At 68.5% G+C, this 19,599-nt stretch carries 15 protein-coding genes; 13 read left to right on the top strand and 2 right to left on the bottom strand.

Going from position 1 to position 19,599, the window contains the following annotated elements:
• The first annotated feature begins 172 nt into the window (after positions 1–172).
• The 4 genes from RBS12_RS13245 (at position 173) to RBS12_RS13230 (ending at position 5,767) form a co-directional block, all read left to right on the top strand.
• Positions 173–1,807, top strand: a complete 1,635-nt coding sequence (locus RBS12_RS13245; protein ID WP_307966585.1) for an ABC transporter substrate-binding protein — start codon at positions 173–175, stop codon at positions 1,805–1,807.
• A 122-nt stretch (positions 1,808–1,929) separates the two neighbouring features.
• Positions 1,930–3,021 carry an ABC transporter permease gene (locus RBS12_RS13240; protein WP_307966584.1) on the top strand — a complete coding sequence of 364 codons (1,092 nt, stop codon included), beginning with the start codon at positions 1,930–1,932 and terminating at the stop codon, positions 3,019–3,021.
• A complete protein-coding gene (locus tag RBS12_RS13235) occupies positions 3,021–4,052 on the top strand; it encodes an ABC transporter permease (protein WP_307966583.1) in 1,032 nt (343 codons plus the stop codon). Before RBS12_RS13240 ends, RBS12_RS13235 begins: the two co-directional genes overlap by 1 nt.
• A complete protein-coding gene (locus RBS12_RS13230) occupies positions 4,049–5,767 on the top strand; it encodes an ABC transporter ATP-binding protein (RefSeq protein WP_307966582.1) in 1,719 nt (572 codons plus the stop codon). Before RBS12_RS13235 ends, RBS12_RS13230 begins: the two co-directional genes overlap by 4 nt.
• Before the next feature lie 174 nt (positions 5,768–5,941).
• Here the strand turns inward: RBS12_RS13230 and RBS12_RS13225 are convergent, their stop codons facing one another.
• Positions 5,942–6,601, bottom strand: a complete 660-nt coding sequence (locus tag RBS12_RS13225; protein ID WP_307966581.1) for an NAD(P)-binding domain-containing protein — start codon at positions 6,599–6,601, stop codon at positions 5,942–5,944.
• A 98-nt stretch (positions 6,602–6,699) separates the two neighbouring features.
• Here RBS12_RS13225 and RBS12_RS13220 point away from each other — a divergent pair, with 98 nt between their 5' ends.
• The gene (locus tag RBS12_RS13220) at positions 6,700–7,146 is read left to right on the top strand and encodes a chorismate mutase (protein ID WP_307966580.1); all 447 of its coding nucleotides are present in this window, start codon (positions 6,700–6,702) and stop codon (positions 7,144–7,146) included.
• Between the two features lie 3 nt (positions 7,147–7,149).
• A complete protein-coding gene (locus tag RBS12_RS13215) occupies positions 7,150–8,166 on the top strand; it encodes a hypothetical protein (protein WP_307966579.1) in 1,017 nt (338 codons plus the stop codon).
• A 2-nt stretch (positions 8,167–8,168) separates the two neighbouring features.
• Here RBS12_RS13215 and RBS12_RS13210 read toward each other — a convergent pair whose 3' ends face one another.
• The gene (locus RBS12_RS13210) at positions 8,169–9,056 is read right to left on the bottom strand and encodes a cytochrome c oxidase assembly protein (RefSeq protein WP_307966578.1); all 888 of its coding nucleotides are present in this window, start codon (positions 9,054–9,056) and stop codon (positions 8,169–8,171) included.
• 169 nt (positions 9,057–9,225) lie between these two features.
• On the opposite strand from RBS12_RS13210, the gene mtrA reads away from it, so the two are divergent.
• The 7 genes from mtrA (at position 9,226) to secA (ending at position 19,572) form a co-directional block, all read left to right on the top strand.
• The gene (gene mtrA, locus RBS12_RS13205) at positions 9,226–9,900 is read left to right on the top strand and encodes an MtrAB system response regulator MtrA (RefSeq protein ID WP_307966577.1); all 675 of its coding nucleotides are present in this window, start codon (positions 9,226–9,228) and stop codon (positions 9,898–9,900) included.
• Between the two features lie 120 nt (positions 9,901–10,020).
• Complete coding sequence (gene mtrB / locus RBS12_RS13200; protein WP_307966672.1) at positions 10,021–11,787, top strand: MtrAB system histidine kinase MtrB; 1,767 nt, start codon at positions 10,021–10,023, stop codon at positions 11,785–11,787.
• Positions 11,784–13,568: an LpqB family beta-propeller domain-containing protein gene (locus tag RBS12_RS13195; protein WP_307966576.1), complete on the top strand. Its 1,785-nt coding sequence runs from the start codon at positions 11,784–11,786 to the stop codon at positions 13,566–13,568. The genes mtrB and RBS12_RS13195 overlap by 4 nt, the downstream gene beginning before the upstream one ends.
• A gap of 119 nt (positions 13,569–13,687) precedes the next feature.
• The gene (locus RBS12_RS13190) at positions 13,688–14,572 is read left to right on the top strand and encodes a phosphoribosyltransferase family protein (RefSeq protein ID WP_307966575.1); all 885 of its coding nucleotides are present in this window, start codon (positions 13,688–13,690) and stop codon (positions 14,570–14,572) included.
• 167 nt (positions 14,573–14,739) lie between these two features.
• Positions 14,740–15,468 (top strand): ribosome hibernation-promoting factor, HPF/YfiA family, encoded by a 729-nt coding sequence (gene hpf, locus RBS12_RS13185; protein WP_307966574.1) that lies wholly within the window; start codon positions 14,740–14,742, stop codon positions 15,466–15,468.
• A 19-nt stretch (positions 15,469–15,487) separates the two neighbouring features.
• On the top strand, positions 15,488–16,732 hold the full coding sequence (locus tag RBS12_RS13180; protein WP_307966573.1) for a DNA glycosylase AlkZ-like family protein: 1,245 nt from the start codon (positions 15,488–15,490) through the stop codon (positions 16,730–16,732).
• 110 nt (positions 16,733–16,842) lie between these two features.
• On the top strand, positions 16,843–19,572 hold the full coding sequence (gene secA, locus RBS12_RS13175) for a preprotein translocase subunit SecA (protein WP_307966572.1): 2,730 nt from the start codon (positions 16,843–16,845) through the stop codon (positions 19,570–19,572).
• The last annotated feature ends 27 nt before the right edge of the window (positions 19,573–19,599 follow it).

Genomic DNA, 19,599 nt, shown 5'->3' with positions numbered 1-19,599 from the left:
CCGCGTCGCTGTGCCCCCGTTGGGGAGGAAATGTCAAGGTTTCGTTCCATTCCCTCAAACAAGGCTTTCATGTCTCTCGAATCGTGGTTCAATGCTTAGTGCACGGGACATGTGATCCATCACACATGCATCAGATGTCCTCGAACTCTTCAGAGACAGAAGGTCACCCCTCATGGCAAAGACGACCATGGCCGTTCGGAGCGCCATCGCGCTCCTCGGCCTTTCCGCGCTGGCGCTCACCGCCTGCACCGGCCCGTCCGGGGGCGGCGCCGGCCAGAGCAGCCCGGCGGGAGGCGGTCCGATCACCGTCGGCACGACCGACAAGGTCACGTTCCTGGACCCCGCGGGCTCCTACGACAACGGGTCGTTCATGGTCATGAACCAGATCTACCCGTTCCTCCTGAACTCGAAGCCCGGGAGCGCAGATCCCCAGCCGGACATCGCGACGTCGGCGTCCTTCACGGCCCCGACCGAGTACACCGTGAAGCTCAAGAGCGGGCTCAAATGGGCCAACGGCGATACCCTCGATTCGGCGGACGTCAAGTTCTCCTTCGACCGCCAGCTCAAGATCAACGATCCGAACGGCCCGGCGTCCCTCCTCGACAACCTCGCGAGCACCGACGCCCCGGATCCGACCACCGTCGTGTTCCACCTCAAGCAGGGCAACGACCAGACCTTCCCGCAGGTCCTCACGGGTCCTGTCGGTCCGATCGTGGACCACAAGGTCTTCCCGGCCGACAAGGTCTTGGCCGACGACGACATCATCTCCAAGAAGGCCTTCGCCGGACCGTACACGATCTCGACGTACCAGAAGAACCAGCTCGTCTCGTTCAAGTCGAACCCTGACTACCAGGGGCTCCTCGGCAAGCCGGCGACTGACACCGTCAACGTCAAGTACTACGCCGATTCGAGCAACCTCAAGCTCGACGTCCAGCAGGGCAACATCGACGTCGCGTGGCGCTCCCTGACGGCGACCGACGTGGACAGCCTCGCGAAGGACTCGAAGGTCAAGGTCCTCAAGGGGCCGGGCGGGGAGATGCGCTACATCGTGTTCAACTTCGACACGATGCCCTATGGCGCCAAGGCAGCCAACGCAGATCCGGCGAAGTCGCTCGCCGTCCGCCAGGCGATGGCTGACCTCGTCGACCGCGACGCGATCGCGACGCAGGTCTACAAGGGCACGTACACGCCGCTCTACTCCTACGTCCCGGACGGCTTCCCCGGCGCCACGACGTCGCTCAAGTCGCTCTACGGAGACGGCTCTGGCAAGCCGAGCGCCGACAAGGCCAAGAAGGCCCTCTCCGACGCAGGCGTCCAGACGCCGGTCGCCATCAACCTCCAGTACAACCCGGATCACTACGGGAAGTCCTCGGGCGACGAGTACGCGATGGTCAAGCAGCAGCTCGAGTCCTCGGGCCTGTTCAAGGTGAACCTCCAGTCCACGGAATGGGTCACGTACTCGAAGGACCGCACGAAGGACGTGTACCCGATGTACCAGCTCGGCTGGTTCCCGGACTTCTCGGACCCGGACAACTACCTCACGCCGTTCTTCACCGCGAACAACTTCCTCAAGAACCACTACAGCAACCCGACGGTGCAGGACCTCATCGCGAAGGAAGCGACGAACCCGGACAAGTCGGCCCGTGAGAAGCAGATCGGCCAGGTCCAGGACGCGGTCGCGAAGGACCTCTCGACCCTGCCGCTTCTCCAGGGCTCGCAGATCGCCGTCGTCGGGACGGGCGTGAAGGGCGTCGAGACCACTCTCGATCCGGCCTTCAAGTTCCGGCTCGGCGTCATCAGCAAGTAGCCGGAACGGATTGACCGCACCGTAGCACCGACCCACAAGGAAAGGCCCATAGTGCAGCGGCGGGATGCGATCGCGTCCCGCCGCTGCACTGCGGAGGAAACCCCGCGAAGGAAACATCCACAATGACTGCACTGACCGAGACACCCCCAGAGGCGGCCGGACTTCCTACCCCGACCGCCAAGCGCAAGGGCGGCGGCGGGCTCGCGACCTACCTCGTGATCCGCTTCCTGCTCATCTTCCCGACCATCCTCATCCTCGTGACGCTCGTGTTCTTCCTCATGAGGATCACGGGCGATCCGATCACGGCCGCGCTCGGCGGCCGTCTCCCCGCCGACCAGCTCGAGATCAGGATCCACGAGGCCGGCTACGACCGGCCGCTCCTCGTGCAGTATTTCGAGTACCTAGGCCAGGTCTTCACGGGCAACTTCGGCCGCACGATCTCGGACAACCGCGCGGTGACCGAGATGCTCACGACCTTCGGAACCGCGACGCTCGAGCTCGCGATCAACGCCCTCATCGTCGCGTTCATCGTCGGCATCCCGCTCGGCATGATCGCAGCGCACCGCCGGGACAAGGGCACGGACGCGGGCCTGCGGGTCTTCGCGATCCTGAGCTACGCGACCCCCGTCTTCTTCGCGGGGCTCCTGCTCAAGCTGGTGTTCTCCGTGTGGCTCGCCTGGCTTCCCGTCGACGGCCGGGCCTCGACGTCGACCGAGCTCTCGCTCGGCAGCCTCGCCGCGCCCACCGGAGTCTATTGGCTCGACGCGCTCCGAAGCGGCAATCTGACGGCGTTCTGGGACGTCGAGCGCCACGCGGTCCTTCCCGCCCTCGCCCTCGGCCTGCTCACCGCGGGCGTGTTCCTGCGGCTCGTGCGGACCAACCTCATCGGCACGCTCGGCAAGGACTACGTCGAGGCCGGGCGCTCGCGCGGCGTGAGCGAGTTCCGGCTCGTGACGAAGCACGCGTACAAGCCCGCGCTCATCCCGATCATCACGATCATGGGCCTCCAGATCGCGCTGCTGCTCGGCGGCGCCGTCCTGACCGAGACGACGTTCGAGTGGAAGGGACTCGGCTTCCAGCTTGCCCAATACCTCACGGCGCGCGACTTCGTCGCGGTCCAGGGCATCGTCGTCCTGCTCGCGGTGATCGTCGCGGTGACCAACTTCATCGTGGACGTCGTGGCCGCGCTCATCGACCCGAGGGTGAGGTACTGATGGCGACTCAAGCAGTTCCCCAGCTCGAGCGGCGCGAACCCCTGTGGACGCGCATCCCCGTGCTGACCCACGTCCGCATGAGCGTCGGCGTCCAGCGCGTCATGCTCGTCGTCGGCCTGTCCCTCACGGGCATCTTCCTCGTGCTCGCGGTCTTCGCTCCGCTCATGGCGCCCTTCGGGTACTCCCAGATCGCCGATGCGAGCGGCGGCTTCCCGACCCAGGATCCGCCGAGCGCCAAGCACCTCTGGGGCACGACCGTCGGCGGCTTCGACGTGTTCTCCCGCGTCGTGTGGGGCGCGCAGACGGCGGTCCTCGTCATCGTCGTCGCCGTCGCCCTGTCGATCTTCGCGGGCGTCGCCCTCGGCCTCGCGTCCGGCTACATCGGTGGCTGGCTCGACCGGATCCTCGTCGTCATCGCGGACGCGGTGTATGCGTTCCCGTCGCTCCTCGTCGCGATCGTCATGTCGATCGTGATCAGCCACGGGCAGTCGAGCCTGTGGGGCGGGATATTCGCGGCCGCGATCTCGATCACGGTCGTGTTCATCCCTCAGTACTTCCGCGTCGTCCGCGCCGAAGCGATCCGTCTCAAGGCGGAGCCGTTCGTCGAATCCGCGAAGGTCATCGGGGCCTCGAGCTGGCGCATCATGGCGCGGCACATCTTCCGCAACGCGACCCGGAGCATCCCGCTCATCTTCACGCTCAACGCCTCGGAGGCGATCCTCACGCTCGCGGGCCTCGGCTTCCTCGGCTTCGGCATCGAGCCCACGAGCGCGTCCGAGTGGGGCTTCGACCTCAACAAGGCCATCTCCGACGTCACGGCCGGAATCTGGTGGACCGGCGTGTTCCCGGGCCTCGCGATCGTGCTCACCGTCCTCGGGCTCACGCTCGTGGGCGAGAGCATGAATGACCTTTCCGATGCGAAGCTGCGGGCCCGCGGGCGGAAGCGGACGACGACGGCGGGGGCCAAGGGCGCGCGAACGGCGGCTCCGCAAGGGGTCTCCTCGCCCGAATCGGAAGGAGGGAAGGCATGAGCGAGCAGCTTGATGTGCGTTCTTCGGCTCCGGCCGAGACCGTTCTCGACATCGACGACCTCGAAGTTTCCTTCGCGACGGACACCGGGGAGGTGCGCGCCGTCCGCGGCGTGAGCCTCGATGTCCGCGCTGGCGAGGTTGTCGCCGTCGTCGGCGAATCCGGCTCGGGCAAGACGGTGACTGCCAAGACGATCCTCGGGCTCCTCCCCGAGACGGCCACGAGCTCGGGCGCCGTCGTGATCAAGGGCCAGAACGTCGTCGCCCTCACGCCCGCGAAGCTCCGCGAGCTGCGCGGACGGGACGTTGCGATGGTGTTCCAAGAGCCCTCGACGGCGCTCAACCCCGTCTTCACGGTGGGCTGGCAGATCATGGAGGGCCTCCGGGCGCATAGGGCGCGGGGGGGAGGGGGCAAGGGCGGTAGGCGCGTCGGCCGCAAGGAGGCACGCGAGCGGGCCGTCGAGGCGCTGCGCAAGGTCGGCATCCCGGATCCCGAGAAGCGTGTGGACTACTACCCGCACCAGTTCTCCGGCGGGCAGAAGCAGCGCGTCGTGATCGCTGCGGCCCTCGCGCTCGACCCCGAGCTCATCGTCGCCGACGAGCCCACGACCGCCCTGGACGTCACCGTCCAGGCCGAGATCCTCGAGCTCCTGCGGGACCTCCGGGATCTCTACGGGACCTCGATCGTGCTCATCACCCACAACATGGGCGTCGTCGCGGACCTCGCGGACCGCGTCGTCGTCATGTACCAGGGCGAGGTCGTCGAGGAGGCGCCCGTCCGGACGCTCTTCGCCGAGCCGCGGGACGACTACACGCGCAGGCTGCTCGCCGCCGTCCCCCACCTGGGGCGCGATTCGGCGTCGGAGGGCGCGACCGAGCGGCTCCATCAGGGCGGCGAGGTGCTCGTCGAAGCGAAGGAGCTCGAGATCGTGTACCCGGGCCGACTGGGGTCCCCGGCCTTCCGCGCGGTCGACGGCGTCTCGTTCACCGTCTCGGCGGGGGAGGTGTTCGGCCTCGTGGGCGAATCCGGTTCGGGCAAGACGACGATCGGCCGCGCGATCGCGGGGCTCAACCGGGCCACGGGCGGGAGCCTCAGCGTCCTCGGACACGAGATGGTCGGGTTCAGCGAGCGGGCGTTCCGGCCGCTCCGCAAGGACATCGGCTTCGTGTTCCAGGACCCGGCGGCGTCATTCAACCCGCAGCTGACCATTGGCGAGTGTGTGGCCGAGCCTCTCGTGGTGCACCTCGACCTCGAGCCGGCCCAGCTGCGCCGCCGCGTCGGCGAGCTGCTCGAATCGGTGCAGCTGCCGGCGTCGTACGCGTCGCGCTACCCGCACGAGCTCTCGGGCGGCCAGCGCCAGCGCGCGTCGCTCGCGCGGGCGCTTGCCCTCGAGCCCCGCCTGCTCATCGCGGACGAGCCGACCTCCGCGCTCGACGTCTCGGTCCAGGCCAAGGTCCTCGAGCTGTTCCGCGAGATCCAGGCCGAACTCGGCTTCGCCGCCCTGTTCATCAGCCACGACCTCGCCGTCGTGGACCAGCTCAGCCACTGGGTGGGCGTGCTCTACAAGGGGCGGCTCGTCGAGCAGGGCATCGGGAGCAGGGTCATGAACGCACCGCAGGACGAGTACACGAAGCGGCTCATCGCCTCGCTGCCCGTGCCGGACCCCGTCGAGCAGGCCGAGCGGCGCAAGGCCCACCGGGCGCTCCTCGGCGGCTGAACCCCGTCGGGCTGCGGCAGCCGGGCGGCCCGGTTCCTTCCAGTACGCGTACTGGAAGGAACCGGGTTCCGGCGGTCGGAAATCCCGCGGAAATTCCGGGGTTCCGACGCCGGCGGCCGGGCAGTACGCGTACTGGACGGGACGAACGCGTACACGAAGGGACACTCTGAGGCGTCAGGACCCGTCGGTCCCGACGATACGGATGTTGAACTCCGCCGTTCCGAGCAGGCCCATGAGCTCGAGCCACAGCGGGAGATACGTCTCGAGCCCTCGCGCGGCCTTGATCCCGCCCAGGTCTCGGATTCGGTCCCGGCGCCAGCCGAAGGCCGCGAGGAGTTCGACGACGTCGCGCTTCGCCTCGGCGTCGTCACCGGCCACGAACACGTCGTGCACGCCGCCGCCAATCCGCTCGGGGGCAATCATGACCGCGGCGTTCACGGTGTTGAGGGCCTTGACGACGCGGAGCGACGGGAACGCGTGCTGGAGCTCCTCGCCGAGGCTCCTGTGGTTGGAAACTGTGACGAACGGCGGGAAGCCCGCCGAGAAATCGAGGCGGTTGGCGACGTCGATCAGCACCTTGCCGCCGAGCGCTTCGGCGCCGACGGAGAGGAGCACGTCGAGCGACGCGGCGCCCGCGGTCGCGTTGACGAGGAGCTCTCCCGCCTCGGCCGCCTCGGCGAAGTCGGTCGCGTCGGCTCCGTGCGCGTCTGCCCATTCGATGGCCTCGGGCTTCGCCGCGTCCCGGGAGCCGATCGTGACCCGATGCCCGAGTTCGAGGAACTTGGCTCCGAGGGTCCGTCCAACGGTTCCGCTTCCGAGGATTCCAATCTCCATGTGTGCTCCCTGCGAGGACCCGATGTGCCTTTCAACCTCAACGCCTATCGCGCCCGGGCGGGCAAGTCAACGCCCGGGGTGGCCCATAGACTTGCACCATGACCGAGCAGCACCGCCCCGACGCCGATCCCGCCGCCCTCGAGGAAGAGAACGAGTACGATCCGACCGCGAGCTCGCTCAAGGGCGCTGTGGATCCGGCTGTCATGGAGGAGCTTCTCTCGATCCGTTCGAGCATCGACAACTTCGATGCGACGCTCGTCTACCTGCTCGCCGAGCGCTTCAAGGTCACCCAGCGTGTCGGCTGGCTCAAGGCCAAGCACCAGCTTCCGCCTGCCGACCCGGCGCGCGAAGCGGCCCAGATCGCCCGGCTGCGCCGCCTCGCCGAGGAGGCGAACCTTGATCCGGCCTTCGCGGAGAAGTTCCTGAACTTCATCATCAGCGAGGTCATCCGCCACCATCAGGCCATCTCCGAGGACCACCAGGCCCGCCAAGGCGACGGATCGATTGAGGCGCCTCGCGAGGCTCCCACCGCAAACCAGGGGTAGAACGTGGCGGATCAGGTTACCGCTACGGCCCTCGCCGAGTGGCCGGGCACCGATCCCGTCGAGGCTGAGAAGGCGGTCCGGGGCGAGCTCGGCTCACCCCATCTGCCCTTCCTCCCGGAGCTTCCGGGGCGAGGGGTCGGCTCTGACCCGGTAGGCCGCGCCGCGGCCCTCCTTGTCGACCTGCACGCCGATGTCCAGCCCCACGGTTGGCGGGTCGTCGAGCGGCCGGGGCGTGACGCGCTCCGCGCCGCCTCGGCGCTTTCGACGGACCTCAATGTGCTGGCCGACGTCTACGGATCCGAAGAACGGCACCCCGAGGACCTCCAGGTCCGCCTGCTGGGGCCCCTGAGCCTCGTGGCTGGCCTCTACCTCCACCACGGCGAGCGGGCCCTCGTGGACGCCGGCGCCCGCCGGGACATCGTGCAGTCGTACGCGGCAGGCGTGGGCGGCTTCCTCGAGCGGCTCCGGGCCGCGGCTCCCGGCGCGAGCCTCACCGTCCAGCTCGCGGAGCCGGACGCCGCACGCGTCCTCGCGGGCCTCATCCCGACCGCAAGCGGCTACCGCACGATCCGTTCGCTCCCCGCGGCAGAGGCACAGGTCGGGTGGTCAGAGCTCCTGGACGCGCTGCGTGGCGGCGGCGCCGAGCACGTGATCGTCGACGTGGACGCGTGGGAGGCACCCATTGAGGGGATTCTCGAGGCGGGGGCCGACGGCGTGTCCCTCCCGCTCGGCGGTCTGAGCGTTCCGCAGTGGGAGACGATCGCAGGGGCCGTCGAAGACGGCGCCCGCGTGTGGCTCGGCCTCCTGCCGCTCGAGGCCTCGGCGGTGGATCGGACGGGCGACCTCGCTGAACGCCTCCTGCGGCCGTGGCGCCAGCTCGGCCTCCCGGCCACGTCGCTCGGCGCCGTCCGGATCACCCCGGCCGGGAGCCTCGCCGGCCTCTCTCCGGAACGGGCGACGGCGGCGCTCACCCGTCTCGTCAAGCTTGCCGACGCCGTCAATCAGCTCGCGTTCGGCTGAAACTAGTCCCCGCGCTGCCGCAGGTGGGCCTCCGCGAGCGCCTCCATCTCCTCGTCGCTCAACTCGTCGTAGCTCCGCGCCTCGTGGCGGTCGTTCCGGCTGAAGCGCACGAACATGAGGATGATGAGCGGAAGGTCGACGATTTCCGCGATGAACCACAGGATGTCCCCCGCGAGCTGCTGATCACGCAGCGCCGACGGGAACCACGAGGGCGAGCCGGCGGCCCACGAGGTCACTCCGTCCAGGACGGTCCCGTTGAGCCGGAGCGCGATGCCGGGGATCGCGTCGGCGAGCAGCTCGATGAACACGTAGACGAACTCGAGCAGGATGAAGCTCGACGAGCGGTGGAAGTCGTCCGCCTCGACGATCGGCAGGGCGAGAAGGAGGCCGATGAGCGGAACGAGGATGCTCAGGGCCCCGCTCGCGACGGGGTTCGCGCGGTACACGTGCAGGAGCGGCGTGAGGAACGTCGCGAAGAGGACGAGGCCGATCACGGGGGCCACGAACGCGTTGCCGAGCACCCGCATCGGGCGACTGCCCATGATTCCGTCGAGCCGACGTCGTCCGCCTTCCCCGAGCGCGGCCCGCGCGAGGCCGAGCGGCCGACCGAGCCCCGCAAGAAGGGGCACGACGAAGAACAGCAGGGCGAGCTTGAGCGTGAAGGCCCAGCGCAGCTGGCTGCCGTACGCGCCCGTGAAGCCGCAGGTGAGGACGAGATAGGGAAGGACGCCGAGGACGTAGAAGCACAGCGTCCGCCACACGGGCCAGGTTTCGCCGTTCCGCCGCGCCGCCCGCAGCCCGAAGCCGTAGGCGATCGCGGCACCGAGCGCGAGCGCGAGCGCGGCGGGATCGACGACGACGGCGGCCAGGACGGTGGAGATGGGTGGCACGAACGAATTTTAGGCTATGCGGCTGGGCGGCGGCTGAATCGTCCGTCCCGTCCGGCGCTCGGCGGACGGGCAATCGGTGCCCCCCAACAGGCGGCGAATAGAATGGAACAACGCATTGACTGGCGTGCCGTCAGCACCCGGCAGGCGGACGTGGGGGAGAGTGGAAGGCATGAAGGCACGCATTCTGGTAGTGGACGACGACGAGGCGCTCGCCGAGATGATCGGCATCGTCCTGCGCAATGACGGCTTCGATCCCGTTTTCTGCGCGGACGGGGCCGACGCCCTCGACGTGTACCGCTCGCAGAAGCCGGACCTCGTGCTCCTCGACCTCATGCTGCCCGGACTCGACGGGATCGAGGTGTGCCGCAGGATCCGCTCCGAGTCGGACGTCCCGATCGTCATGCTCACCGCCAAGTCGGATACGTCCGATGTCGTGCGCGGCCTCGAATCGGGCGCCGACGACTACGTGCCCAAGCCCTTCAAGCCCGCCGAGCTCGTGGCACGCGTGCGCGCTCGGCTCCGTCCGGGCGAGGCCAAGACGCCCGAGACGCTGCGGATCGGCGATGTCTCGATCGACGTCGCGGGTCACACCGTGAGGCGCGGTGAGGCCCCCATCGCCCTCACGCCGCTCGAATTCGACCTCCTCGTCGCGCTCGCGCGGAAGCCGTGGCAGGTGTTCACGCGAGAGCTCCTTCTCGAGCAGGTGTGGGGCTACCGGCACGCTGCGGATACGCGCCTCGTCAACGTGCACGTCCAGCGTCTCCGCTCGAAGATCGAGCGCGATCCCGAGGCCCCCGAGATCGTCCTGACCGTCCGCGGCGTCGGATACAAGGCCGGGAGCTAGACCGAGGCATCGATGGACCATGAGGAGGGCGTGCGCACGGCGCGCCAGGACGCGGGTGCATACTTCCGGGCCCGCCGCCGCCGGATTCTGGCCGCGCGGCTCGTTCGCCGGGTGCGTCGCATGTTCGCGTGGAGGCCGCGGCACATCGTGGCCCGGCGCCTTTGGATCGCCCTCGCGAGGCTTCGCCGGTTCGGGGTGCGGACGCTGGCTGGCCTCCTCCGTGTCCCGGGGCGGGTCCGCCGGGCGTTCGTGCGCCGCTGGCGGCGCTCGCTCCAGTTCCGCACGGTGCTCATCACGCTCGTGCTCTCGTGCGTGTCGATCCTCGGGGTCGGCGTCTACCTCTCCAACCAGATCGCGAACAGCCTCTTCCAGGAGCGCCTCACGCAGGCGGAGCTTCAGACGCGCCAGAGCGTGAGCCAGGTCCAGGAGACGTTCGACGGCGCGCAGGTCACCGATCAGCAGGGCGTGCTCAAGCTCGTCAACGACACGCTCGCGACCCTCGAGGCCCGGGATTCGGGAACCCCGCGCCAATACGTGTTCCTCGCCGTGCCGAATCAGGAGCAGCCGCGCAACCGGTGGGTCGACAGCCGCGCGTCGTACCTGCGGACCGAGAACGACATCCCGCAGTCGCTCCGCCAGGCCGTCGAGGGCTCGCAGCAGCCCCAGCAGTTCTGGGAGTCGATTCCGCTCACGGTCGACAACACGGTGCACCCCGCGATCGCCGTGGGCAACAGGGTCAGCTTCGGCGGAACGGTGTACGAGCTCTACCTCCTGTACGACATCAAATCGGCTCAGGACACGCTCGACGAGATGCAGGGCGTCCTGTGGTTCGGCGGCGTCTTCCTCATCCTGCTCATCGGGGCGATCGTGTGGATTGTGACCCGGAGCGTCGTGAGTCCCGTGAGCCACGCGGCCTCCGTGTCCGAGAAGCTCGCTTCGGGGCAGCTCGAGGAGCGCATGGCGGTCGACGGCGAAGACGAGGTCGCGAGGCTCGCGAAGTCGTTCAACCACATGGCCACGAGCCTCCAGGAGCAGATCACCCAGCTCGCGGCGCTCTCGCAGATGCAGCAGCGTTTCGTCTCCGACGTCTCCCACGAGCTCAGGACGCCGCTCACGACCGTCCGCATGGCCGCCGAGGTCCTCTTCGACGCGCGCGAACAGTTCGACCCGGTGAACAAGCGCTCGGCTGAGCTCCTGTACAACCAGGTCGAGCGCTTCCAGGCCCTCCTCAACGACCTTCTCGAGATCTCCCGCTTCGACGCCGGAGTCGCACGGCTCGACGTCGAGCCCCAGGACATCGTCGCCGTCGTCCGCAATGTCGTCGACATCGCGGAGCCGATCGCCGCTGCGTGCGGCTCCGAAGTTCACCTCTACACGCGCTCGGCGGCCATCGTGGTCGACATGGACGCGCGGCGCATCGAGCGCGTCCTGCGGAACCTCCTGCTCAACGCGCTTGAACACGGCGAGGGGAAGCCCGTCGACGTCTTCGTCGCGGCGAACGCCGATGCCGTGGGCGTCGCGGTGCGCGATCACGGCATCGGCATGTCGCCGTCCGAGGCGGCCCGCGTCTTCGACCGCTTCTGGCGCGCCGATCCGGCGAGAGCCCGCAAGACGGGCGGTTCGGGTCTCGGGCTCTCGATCGCGACCGAGGATGTCAAGCTCCACAGCGGCTGGCTCCAGGCGTGGGGCCGCCCGCGCGACGGATCGTGCTTCCGGCTCACCCTCCCGCTCCACGCCGGCGGGACGATCACTGAATCGCCCGTCGCTCTCGAACCCGCGCGCGCCGCCCTTCCGCTTCCGAGCGGGGTCACGCGCGGCATCGTCGTGGGCACGTCTGCGCTGCTCGCCTCGGCACCGGCTCGCAGCGCGGAGGACGACGGCGCGTGAAGCCGGGCGCGTGGACCCCGCGGAGGCGAGTCGCGAGACGCGGCCGGCCCGCCGCCGTCGCACGCTCTGTGCTTGCGGTGCTTGCCGCGCTGGTCGCGGTCGTCGGGCTCGTCGCGACGGCGGGCTGCGCCCAGATCCCGACGGCGAGCGCGGTGGGCACGAGCAAGGACGGCGGATCCGTCATCGGCAACGCCCCGCAGTACATTCCCCCGGGGCCGCTGCCCGGCGCGGGCCCGCAGGCGATCATCGAGGGCTTCTTCAACGCCGGGTCGGGCTATCAGAACGACTTCACGGTCGCGCGGCAGTTCCTCGCGCCGGCGACGGCGGTCTCGTGGAAGCCAAGCCAGCGGACGCTCGTGTACCGGGGGAGCGCGAGCGTCGTGCCGTCCGACCGCCCCAACACCTACCGGTACGAGCTCGACGTCTCCTACTCCGTCGACCAGGACGGGAACATGACCCAGTTCCCTCCCGGCACGAAGCAGTCCGTCGAGGTCGAGGCAGCCCAGGTCGACGGCCAATGGAGGCTCTCGAAGCTTCCGGACGGAACGGTCATCCCCGAAGAGACTTTCAAGAACCTCTACCGCCCGTTCTCCGTCTACTTCTTCGACACGGACTTCTCTGTGCTCGTTCCGGACGTGCGGTGGTTCATCGACAATTCGGGGGTCGCGAAATCCCTCGTGAGCGCCCTCATCGGGGGTCCGGCCCCGTATCTCAAGACCGCGGTCGGGACGGCCTTCCCCGTGGGGATCAAGCTCGAGCGCGAATCGGTGCCGATCGTCGGGAACCTCGCGCAGGTCGACCTCACGGCGGAGCTCCGTGACACATCCTTCACCGACCGGCAGCGCATGCACAGCCAGCTCATGCGCACCCTGTCAGCACTCCCGACGGTCGGCGGGGTCGCGCTGCGCACGAATCAGACCGAGGTGGCGATCGAGGACCCCGCGAGCGGAAAGGCCCCGGAGCCGATCGTGGATCCGAAGGTTCCCTCGTGGCAGGTCGGCATTGCCGACGGCCAGATCGTCCAATACGGCTCAAAGCAGACCGCAAAGATCGACGGGCTCGGCTCCGCCGGATCCTTCGGGCCGGAGTATCCTGCGACGGCCGCCTCCCAGCACCTGTACGCGTTCCTGGGCGCGGACGGCAAGGCGCTCTACTCCGTGCTTCCGGGCCAATCCGCGCGGCTGCTCGACTCGCGCCAGCATCTGAGCCCGCCCTCCGTCAGCCCGAGCGAATGGGTATGGACCGCCGGGCCGGGCGCGAACGGTGCGACCGAGGTCGTGGCCTTCCGGCCAGTGGGGACGCCGGCCGGCTCCGACATTCCGCGCGCGACCGTCTCCGCACCATGGCTTTCGGGACGCGTCGTCAAATCGCTGCGCGTCGCGCGCGATGGCGTACGGGTCCTCGTGCTGTCCGAGGCGAATGGCCAGTCGCAGCTCCAGGTTGCCGGCGTCGTCAGGGCCCAGGACGGCACTCCGAAGGCCCTCACCGGTCCCCTCACGCTGCCGGTGACGGTCAAGAACCCCGAACTCGCGCTGTGGGTCGACGAGGTGACGATCGTCGTTTCCGGCACCTCGACCGCGGATCCGGTTGCGCCTGAGCTCGTGAGCCTTCAGGGCGGCGATCCGCGTCAGCTGTCACCGCTGAACGGAATCCAGTCGATCTCCGCTGGCAACGGGGACCAGTCGATCTATGCCGTGACGCGCGACGGGATCTTCCTCCTCATGCGCACATCGTGGACGGAGCAGGGCAAGGGAGCGTCGCAGCTCGCGTTTGCGGGCTGAGCGGAACCGCTTCACCCTCTCGCGGGGCACTCGGCGTCCACAGACTTCGTGCCGGCGGGTCGTCCACATGGTTCGGCCGCTCACCCAGACCGCGCCCGTCGCTCTGCAACGCTGGGGGCATGGGGGAATCGCTGGCGCGGCACGCTGCGATGGCGGCGGCGCCGTGGCGCCGCATCACGGGCGCCGTGCTCGCCGCGGGCGCCGGATTGCTCTCGCTCATGGTTCCGGTCGAATGTGCAGGATGCGGCGCGCCAGACGTCGCGCTGTGTGCCGCGTGCGCGCGCAGCCTGAGGTCCGCGACGGCCCGGCCTCGCCGCGTCGAGGAGCACGCGCCAGCGCTCGTCGAGTATGACGGCGGGGTCCTCACCGCGGCGGTCGCCGCGGGGCCGTACGGTGCCGAGCTTGCGCAGTGCCTCCTGGCGTTCAAGCGCCATGGGACGCCGCGTCTCGAAGCCGAACTCGCCTCCGCCCTCGCGCGCTCGCTCCGCGCGGCGGTCGGCGAGCGACGCGCGGGCAGCCCAGTCTGGCTCGTTCCCGTCCCCACGAGCACGCGCGCCTACGTGCGTCGCGGATTCGACCCCGTTGGCCTTCTGATGTCCAATCTCCAACGAAGCCGGCGGCTTCCGACGGGAGCGGTGTGCGTGCGCGCCCTCGCGAGGCGTCCCCGCGGGCTCCCGCGAACGGCGCGGGGCCTCCCCGGGGCGCTCTCCGGGGCGCAAGGAGGGCAGAAGGGCCTCAGGCGCGGGCAACGTCGCGGCCGCGTTGCGGGCGCCTTCGTTGCAAGGACGCGGTCAAGCGGCCTGCCCTTCGGCCGGCAACCACCGCCCGCCGGCCACCGGGTGATCATCGTCGACGACGTTCTCACGACCGGCGCCACCATCCGGGAGGCCGCGCGGGTGCTCGAAGCCGCGGGCGCCGTCGTCCTCGGCGCGGCTGTCATCGCACACGTGCCGCGTCCGACCGATACGACACGCCCGGATACGCGTTTGGCGGACACGAAGTGAATTACAAGCCAAGAGGGGGTGTGCAATCGGTGACGATCAACTAACGTCAGTAATGGGTTCCAGGTTGAGGGGAACCTCTCGATAGCGGCTCGGAAAGGGGCTCGACTGTCAACCAGTGGCCCTCAGAGCCGTCGTCGGGCTGACCGAAGCAAACTCTGGAGGGCACCATGGAGTTCAAGATCAGCGGGCGCAACCTGACTGTGTCGGACCGATTCCGCGAGTACGCCACTGAGAAGCTCGAGAAGATCGAGCAGCTCGCGGACAAGGTGCAGCGGGTGGATGCCAAGTGCTCCAAGCAGACCAGCTCAAGGTCGGGGGGCGACCAGCTCACCGTCGAGCTGACCGTTACGGGCCGCGGACCGGTGATTCGCGCAGAAGCGACCGCGCCGGACAAGTTCGCTGCCTTCGATCTCGCGTACGGGAAACTGCTTGAACGGCTCAGGCGGGCCAAGGACCGCAGAAAGGTGCATCACGGCAAGCACACTCCCGTGGCCGTGAACACCGCGACGGCCTCGCTCCCGGTCGTCAGCGGCGGGACACCGATCTATGCCGAGCACGCGATGGATCTGCCGGCCAACTCGTCCGTGCCGGCTCCGTCCCCGTACGACATCGACAACGACATCCCCGCCGGAGATTCGCCCGTTCTGATCCGCCGCAAGGTCTTCCCCGCGGCAACCCTTTCGCTCGATGACGCCGTGGACAACATGGAGCTCATCGGACACGACTTCTACCTGTTCATCGACGCCGAGACCAATACGCCGTCCGTCGTGTACCGTCGTCGCGGATGGACCTACGGCGTCATCAGCCTCGACCAGGCCTGCGAGCCGGGCGCGAGCGCCGTCGAGGATCGTATCCTCGCGTACCGCTCCGACGACGAGGGGGCAGTCGTCTTCTGACGGCAGGAAGGGAGATCACATGGGCGGTGCCTTGAGCCTCTCGCAGGCGCGACGCATCGCCCTCTCCGCACAAGGACTCATCGGCCGGCGGCCCACGGCTCCCGCGACAGCGAGGGCCGTGGGCCGCACGTTCGATCGGCTCCAGCTCGTCCAGATCGATTCGGTCAACGTCCTGGTCCGGAGCCACTATCTGCCGTTCTTCTCCCGCCTCGGGCCCTACGACCGCGAGGCGCTCGACCGGCTCGGGGACCGCAGCCCGCGACGCATGGTCGAATACTGGGCCCACGAGGCGAGTTTCATCAAGCCGGAGCATTTCGAGGCGCTCCGGCTCTGGCAGAAGCGCTCGTGGGTCGGCGCGGCGAGCCTCGACCCCGCAGTCCGCGACGATCTCGCCTCTCGGATCCTGGAGGCGCTCGCCCGAAGCAGGCCGCTCACGTCCGCGCAGCTCACCGAACGGCTCGGCCACGTCGAGGAGCGCCGTACCGACAACTGGGGCTGGAACTGGAACGCGGTCAAGCGCGTGCTGGGCGATCTCTTCGAGCAGGGCGTCGTGAGCTCGGCGGGGCGCACGCCGTCGTTCGAGAGGCGCTACGCGCTCACGTCCGCCGTGCTTCCGCGGGCGAACGGGGCATCCGCCGCCAACGCGTTCGGCCGAGTGCTGGACCGTGAAGAGGCCGCGCTCGTCCTCACGCGAGCTGCGCTCGCCGCCCACGGCATCGGAACGCCGCGATCTATCGCCGACTATTTCCGGCTTCCCGTCAAGGCGACGGAACGGGCGCTCGGCGACCTCGTCCGCACCGGCGACGCCGAGCCGGTCGCGGTGGCCGGCTGGGGCAACCGCCTCTACAAGGATCCGGCGGCAGCCATTCCGCGGTCAGCGAAGGGGCGCGCGCTCCTGAGCCCGTTCGATTCGCTCGTCTTCGAGCGGCGCCGGCTCGAGGAGCTTTTCGATTTCCACTACCGCATCGAGATCTACACCCCGTCGCACCGGCGCCGCTTCGGCTACTACGTCCTGCCGTTCCTCCTCGGCGAGACGATGGCGGCGCGCGTGGACGTCAAAGCAGACAGGCCCGGCCGTGCGCTCCTCGTCCACGCCGTGCATGGAGAGGCAGTCGCACCTCCCGAGACCGCCGTCGAACTCGCCGCCGAGCTGCGCCTGCTGGCCGACTGGCTTGGCCTCGACGACGTCCGGATCGCCGACAACGGAAGCCTCTCCGCCGCCGTCGCCCGCTCCCTCGGCGAGCGGCAGACCCGGGAACCCTGATTCGCCGCCGCGCGTGTCTCCCGTAGACTGAAACACGCCCGCTGCGCACGCAGGCCGCGGCAGGAACCCATGTAGGCCGCACAGGCCATTGACGAGGGAGCGAAAGCCACGTGGCAAACCTTCTCGAGACACTCCTCCGGTCCGGCGACCGCCGGGTCCTGAAGCAGCTGCGCGTCTACGCCGACGCGATCAACGCGCTCGAGGAAGAATTCGAGGGATTCAGCGACGCCGAGGTGCGCGAGGAGACCGACCGGCTCAAGGCCCGTTACGAAGACGGCGAGCAGCTCGACGATCTGCTGCCCGAAGCCTTTGCCGCCGTCCGCGAGGCCTCGCGCCGCACGCTCGGCATGCGGCACTTCGATGTTCAGCTCATGGGTGGCGCGGCCCTGCACCTCGGCAACATCGCCGAGATGAAGACCGGGGAGGGCAAGACGCTCGTCGCGACGGCCCCGGCCTACCTCAACGCGCTCACGGGCAAGGGCGTCCATGTCGTCACGGTCAACGACTACCTCGCCGAGTACCAGTCCGAGCTCATGGGACGCGTCTACCGCTTCCTCGGCGTCTCGAGCGGCTGCATTCTTGCAACGATGGACCCGGCGCAGCGCAAGAAGCAGTACGACGCCGACATCACCTATGGCACGAACAACGAGTTCGGCTTCGACTACCTGCGCGACAACATGGCGTGGGACCAGAACGAACTTGTCCAGCGAGGCCATCACTTCGCGATCGTCGACGAGGTCGACTCGATCCTCATCGACGAGGCCCGTACGCCGCTCATCATCTCGGGCCCCGCGCAAGGCGACGCGAACCGCTGGTACTCGGAGTTCGCGAAGATCTCGCTGCGCCTCGGCGATGGCGACTACGAGGTCGACGAGAAGAAGCGCACGGTCGGCGTCCTTGAGCCTGGCATCGAGAAGGTCGAGGACTACCTCGGCATCCACAATCTGTACGAGTCCGCGAACACGCCCCTCATCGGGTTCCTCAACAACGCCATCAAGGCCAAGGAGCTCTTCAAGCGGGACAAGGACTACGTCGTCCTCGACGGTGAAGTGCTCATCGTCGACGAGCACACGGGGCGCATCCTGCCGGGCCGGCGCTACAACGAGGGGATGCACCAGGCAATCGAGGCCAAGGAAGGCGTCGAGATCAAGGCCGAGAACCAGACGCTCGCCACGATCACACTGCAGAACTACTTCCGCCTCTACGAGAAGCTCTCCGGCATGACCGGCACGGCTGAGACCGAGGCCGCTGAGTTCATGAGCACGTACAAGCTCGGCGTCGTGCCGATCCCCACGAACAAGCCCATGGCCCGCATGGATCAGCCCGACCTCGTGTACAAGAACGAGGTTTCCAAGTTCGACGCTGTCGTGAAGGACATCTCGCGTCGCCATGCGAAGGGGCAGCCGGTCCTCGTCGGCACGACGAGCGTCGAGAAGAGCGAATACCTCTCGCAGGCCCTCGCGAAGGCGGGCATCCGCCATGAGGTGCTCAACGCGAAGAACCACGCGCGCGAGGCAGCGATCGTCGCGCAGGCGGGCCGCAAGGCCGCCGTGACGGTTGCGACCAACATGGCAGGCCGCGGTACCGACATCATGCTCGGCGGCAACGCCGAGTTCATGGCCGTGGCCGAGCTGGCGTCGCGCGGTTTGGACCCCGAGGCCGACTCCGAGTCGTACGAGGCCGCGTGGCCCGAGGCACTCAAGGAGGCCCAGCGGGCCGTCAAGGACGAGCACCTTGAGGTTCTCGACCTCGGCGGCCTCTACGTGCTGGGCACCGAGCGGCACGAGTCGCGCCGCATCGACAACCAGCTCCGTGGTCGCTCCGGTCGCCAGGGTGACCCGGGGGAGTCCCGCTTCTACCTTTCGCTCTCGGATGATCTCATGCGGCTCTTCGGCACCGGTGGCGCCGAGCGGCTCATGGCGAGCAGCCTTCCCGACGACACCCCGCTCGAATCGAAGCTTGTCTCGCGCGCCATTCAGTCGGCTCAGGGGCAGGTCGAGGGCCGCAACGCCGAGCAGCGCAAGAACGTCCTCAAGTACGACGACGTCCTCAACCGCCAGCGCGAGGCAATCTACGGCGACCGCCGCCGCATCCTCGAGGGCGACGATCTCCACGAGAAGGTCCAGTTCTTCATCGAGGACACACTCGTCGCGATGATCGAGTCCGCCACAGCCGAGGGCAATGGCGACGACTGGGACTTCCACGGTCTGTGGAACAACCTCCGCACCGTGTATCCCGCGACCATCACGCCCCAGGACATCATCGAAGAGGCCGGCGCCAAGTCGCGCGTCACGGTCGAGATGCTCAAGGAGGAGGTCCTCTCCGACGCGAAGCTCGTCTACGAACGGCGCGAGGAGACGATCGGCTCCGACACGATGCGCGATCTCGAGCGTCGCGTCGTCCTCTCGGTCATCGGACGCAAGTGGCAAGAGCACCTCTACGAGATGGATTACCTCAAGGAGGGCATCGGCCTCCGGGCGATGGCCCAGCGTGATCCGCTCGTCGAGTATCAGCGCGAGGGCTACTCGATGTTCCAGACCATGATGGAGGGCATCCGCGAGGAGTCCGTGGGATTCCTCTACAACCTCGAGGTTCAGCAGGTCGAGGCAACGGACGAGGGGCAGCAGGCCTCCGCATCCGGGATCGAGGCGCCCGAGCGCCCCGCGCGGCTTGAGTACTCTGCCCCCGCCGAGGACGGGACGACGGAGACCCACGTCGAGCAGAGCCGACCGGCGAAGCCTTCGCAGAACGGCTCCTCGAACCGTGGGGACCGCACCGCTCCCGCGAGCCGCGGATCCAGCCAGCAGGCGCCGCGTCGCGCGAAGGGCCGCCGGCGCTGACCCTGCGGTGACCGGCCGGTCGGCTCC

The sequence above is a fragment of the Sinomonas sp. ASV322 genome (genome assembly GCF_030908245.1).
Lineage (GTDB): Bacteria > Actinomycetota > Actinomycetes > Actinomycetales > Micrococcaceae > Sinomonas.
Note: the sequence above shows the minus strand (reverse complement) of the source record. Positions and strands in the feature narration are given on the sequence as shown.